The following is a 4,317-nucleotide window of genomic DNA, read 5'->3' as shown; positions in this document are numbered from 1 at the left end:
TGTGGCGAGAAATTTGATCAAATTCTGGACTCATCAATGTTTCTGGACTTATTTAGGCACAGCTGATTTGCATTCCAGCGACAAAACACCCGGGAGGCCCGCTATGCTCGACGCAACCACTGACCTGAAATCCCTGCTCAAAGACCCCAGCCTGCTGGAAACCCGCGGCTATATCGGCGGCCAGTTTGTTGAGGGTGAGAGCACATTTGACGTCTCCAACCCGGCCCGCGGCGACGTGATTGCCCGGATGGCCGATATCAGCCGCGCCCAGGTCGCAGGCGCCATCGCCCAGGCCGAAGCCGCGCAAAAGGACTGGTCCAAGTGGACCGGCAAGGAACGCGCCAATGTCCTGCGCAAGTGGTACGACTTGATGATGGCGAACCAGGAAGACCTAGCTGTAATCCTGACCGCCGAGATGGGCAAGCCGCTGGCGGAATCGCGCGGTGAGATCGCCTATGGCGCGTCGTTCATCGAGTTCTTCGCAGAAGAGGCCAAGCGGATCTACGGTGAGACCATCCCCGGCCATCAGCGCGACAAGCGCATCACCGTGCTGAAGCAGCCGATCGGTGTGGCCGCCTCGATCACGCCGTGGAACTTCCCCAACGCGATGATAACCCGCAAGGCAGGTCCGGCGCTGGCCGCAGGCTGCGCCTTTGTAGCCCGCCCCGCCGCCGAGACACCGCTGTCGGCGACCGTGCTAGCGGTTCTGGCCGACCGTGCCGGCATCCCGGCAGGCGTGTTCAACGTGGTGCCGTCGTCGCGCGCCTCGGAGATCGGCAAGGAGTTCTGCGAGAACGATGCGGTGCGCAAGCTGACCTTCACCGGCTCCACCGAAGTGGGCCGCATCCTGATGCGCCAGGCCGCCGACACTGTGATGAAATGCTCGATGGAGCTGGGCGGCAACGCGCCTTTCATCGTGTTTGACGACGCTGATCTGGACGCCGCCGTCGAAGGCGCCATCATGTGCAAGTTCCGCAACAACGGCCAGACTTGCGTCTGCGCCAACCGGATCTATGTGCAGGCCGGCGTTTATGATGCCTTTGCGGAGAAGCTGAAAGCTGCGGTAGAGAAGATGGCGGTCGGCGACGGCCTCAACGACGGCATTCATTTCGGCCCGCTGATTAACATGGAAGCGGTCGAGAAAGTGCAGGAGCATATCGCTGACGCAACCTCCAAAGGCGGCGAAGTGATCCTGGGCGGCAACCCGTCTGAACTGGGCGGCAGCTTCTTCCAGCCGACCATCGTCAAGGGCGCAACCCGGGACATGGCCTTTGCCACCGACGAGACATTCGGCCCCCTCGCCCCGCTGTTCAAGTTCGACAACGAGGACGAGGTGATTGCGATGGCCAATGACACCATCTTTGGCCTGGCGTCCTATTTCTACGCCAAGGATCTCAGCCGCGTGTACAAGGTTGCTGAGGCGCTGGAATACGGGATCGTTGGTGTGAACACCGGCATCATCTCCACCGAGGTGGCTCCGTTCGGCGGCGTCAAACAGTCTGGCCTGGGCCGCGAAGGCAGCCACCACGGCATCGAGGATTACCTGGAGATGAAATACATCTGCATGGCAGTCTGACCGCTGGCTATCAGACCATCGCCCGCATCAGCCGGACGATGGTCCGTTCCCAGGCCTGCTGTAACTCGGTGTCGAAGGAATCTCCCAGCACTTCCTTCAACGCTTTCAACAGCGATTGCGAAGTTATCTCGATTTCAATTTCGCTCAAATTGTAGGAGGCGTGTGCGGCTCTCAGCCCCTCGCACATTTTTTGCAGTTCGCGTTCATTTGAAAGGCTGCGCACACAAGCCGCCAGCATGACTGTGAACATTTCCTTTTGCTTGCTGAAATTGCTTTTAAACAAAGGCTTCACCTGAGGAAGCGCCTCAAACAAATGGGTATAAAACTGCTCTGCAAGTTCTACTCTTTGAGAAAACAAGAGACCAGCACTGCCATTTACGACGTCATAATCCCGGCATTCCAATTATTACTTCCTTTTAAATAGTCTGCGTCAGAACAAATCTCCTATAAATTTAGTAGGGGCGTATAAATATGCCACTAAGATATGCGGCACTCGCTGCGCGTAAAACGTCCAAACATATGTGTTCATGTAGAAATTTTAGATAACAAGCGCGAAACAGCCCTCCACTTAAGGTGGAGGGCTGTCAAAAAACATTTACAAAACGCACTCCGAAAGAGGTGCTTAGTTCACCGCTTTGGCCTCAATCTCGGCACGGTTCGAGCGGGAGGAGGAGATTTCGATCCTGCGCGGTTTCAGCGCCTCCGGCACCTCACGGTGCAGATCGATATGCAGCATGCCGTTTTCATGGCTGGCGCCAGTCACGCGGACGTGGTCGGCCAGAGTGAAACGGCGTTCAAAGGCACGGGTGGCAATCCCGCGATGCAGGAAACTGCGGTCTTCGCCGTCCTCGGCCTTTTTGGCGGCCACAACCAACGCGTTTTCCTTCACTTCGACGTTCAGGTCGTCTTCGGAGAAGCCGGCAACGGCAATCGAGATGCGATAGCTGTCGATCTGGTCGAAACCGATGGTGGCGCGGTGCAGCGGTGCAAAATCAAATGTACGCATAGTGTCATCCTCATACATGAGCGATTTCAGGGCGCCTTCCCCGCGGGGACAGGCTGGAATCTTCCGGGCCCCAATCAGCGGCTGCCCGGATAGACCTGAGATAAGAACGCAAAATGCGGCTTCAAGAGGTTGATCAGTCGCCCACGGTCACAAATTTTGCGCCGCCGGATGATGCGCCGCTTCCAACCCGGATGCGCTTGATCCGCCGGTCAGGTGCGGCCACCGGATTGCGGCGCAGCTGCGCCTTCAGCTCCGCCACCCGTTGCGGCAGCTTCATGCCAAAAGCCACCTGCTTGCCGCGGTAATTGCCGCCGCCCGAGACCAGCGCCAGGATGCGCCCGCGCCCGCCCACCTGCGAAAACACCGGCGCCCCGGAAGAGCCGAAAGTGACATTGCAGTCGATCATCAGCACATCGCCGCTTTCACCCATCAGATTGCACCGGCGCTGGCGCGACAGCGCCTCGGCACGGCCCTGGCCATAAGATGTGACGGAAATATCGCTGCCGTACTCGCGCCCCGAATGCAGCGCAAAGGCATCTGCCTGACTGCTAAGGACCGGTTCCGCCAGCCGGATCAGCGCCACGTCGTGGCGGATGTTATCCAAATCAAGCCGTCCCCGCGGGTTGAACCCCGGATGCGCGGCAATCTGCAGTGCCTGGCGTTCAGCAATGGCCACCCCGTCGCGCAGGCCCGCACGAAAGGTGATCTGTTCTGCCGCGCGCAAAGTCCTGTTGCGGCCATAAACACAATGGGCCGCAGTCAGCACCAGCTCCGGCGCGATCAGCGTTCCGGTGCAAAAGCCCTGGCCGTTCAGCTCAAGCCGTCCAACGGCCTCCCAGCCCAGCAGGTCATCGCGGTCAGTCAGCCGCCGCAGACCGGTGCCCTGGGCCGTTGCCTGCCCGGCGTACGCCAGGGACGCAACGGCCAGTATCAAGGCGCGCCAGATCATTGACTGATGAACTTCGCACCGGAGGAGCTGCGCCCCTCGCCCACCTTCACCCGGCCGACGCCGGGCGGCAGACGGCCACCCGTGTTCACACCTGTCAGCTGCGCCTGCAGCAGGGTCAGCTCCTCGGCCAGAGCGGACCCCAGGGAGACCCGCTCGCCGTTGACCTCGGCCTTGGCGGAGATCACCGAAACAATCCGCGGGGTGCCTCCCTCAAAGGAAAACACCGGCGCCCCGGAGGAGCCGAAATCGACGTCGCAGGACATCACCAGCACGCCCTGCTGGCGTGCCATCACCGCGCAGACCTCTTGCAAGGACGGCGCCTCGGACCGGTCATGCGCATAAGACACCACACCGATGCTGGCCCCCTTGCGCGGGCGTTCGTCGGTTTCAAAGGGTGTCACGGTGGTGTTGCGGATCGGGCGCTGCAATTGCAGCAGGGCAATGTCGTTGCGCACCCGGTCGGTCGACAGCTCTCCGTCATAGACGTAGGAGGGATGCTGCACCGCGCGCCGCACACTGCGGTAGGCCGAGGCGCGCCCGTTGCGCCAGCCGGCCAGGAATTCAATGGTGGCAGGGTCGATCTGCGCCTTGGTCTGGCTGTCATAGAGACAATGGGCGGCGGTCAGCACCAGATCAGGCGCAATCAGCGCGCCGGTGCAAAACCCCTCGCCGTTCACATCAAGACGTCCGACCGCTTCCCACTTGCGGCCCGCATCCATTGTGTCCATCCGCTGCAAAAGACTGTCCTGCGCCATCGCCGCCGCCGGCAGCACGGCTGCCAGAACC

General features: G+C 60.6%; 5 protein-coding genes. 1 reads left to right on the top strand and 4 read right to left on the bottom strand.

Annotated features, from left to right (window positions below):
- The first annotated feature begins 103 nt into the window (after positions 1–103).
- Positions 104–1,576, top strand: a complete 1,473-nt coding sequence (locus A2I95_RS26620; RefSeq protein WP_027257421.1) for an NAD-dependent succinate-semialdehyde dehydrogenase — start codon at positions 104–106, stop codon at positions 1,574–1,576.
- 10 nt (positions 1,577–1,586) lie between these two features.
- On the opposite strand, the gene A2I95_RS26615 is transcribed toward A2I95_RS26620, so the two are convergent.
- The 4 genes from A2I95_RS26615 to A2I95_RS26600 form a co-directional block, all read right to left on the bottom strand.
- Positions 1,587–1,979 carry a globin domain-containing protein gene (locus tag A2I95_RS26615; RefSeq protein WP_084294344.1) on the bottom strand — a complete coding sequence of 131 codons (393 nt, stop codon included), beginning with the start codon at positions 1,977–1,979 and terminating at the stop codon, positions 1,587–1,589.
- Positions 1,980–2,198: 219 nt separating this feature from the next.
- Entirely contained in the window at positions 2,199–2,582 is a 384-nt protein-coding gene (locus A2I95_RS26610; RefSeq protein ID WP_291734756.1) for an Hsp20 family protein, read from the bottom strand.
- A gap of 133 nt (positions 2,583–2,715) precedes the next feature.
- On the bottom strand, positions 2,716–3,531 hold the full coding sequence (locus A2I95_RS26605) for a trypsin-like serine protease (protein WP_027257419.1): 816 nt from the start codon (positions 3,529–3,531) through the stop codon (positions 2,716–2,718).
- Positions 3,528–4,286, bottom strand: coding sequence for a trypsin-like serine protease (locus tag A2I95_RS26600; RefSeq protein ID WP_245596982.1), 759 nt, complete (start codon positions 4,284–4,286; stop codon positions 3,528–3,530). The genes A2I95_RS26605 and A2I95_RS26600 overlap by 4 nt, the downstream gene beginning before the upstream one ends.
- Positions 4,287–4,317: the final 31 nt, after the last annotated feature.

Source organism: Leisingera sp. F5, from assembly GCF_001593695.1.
The sequence above is the reverse complement of the archived record's forward strand: the minus strand, read 5'-3'. Positions and strand labels throughout refer to the sequence as shown.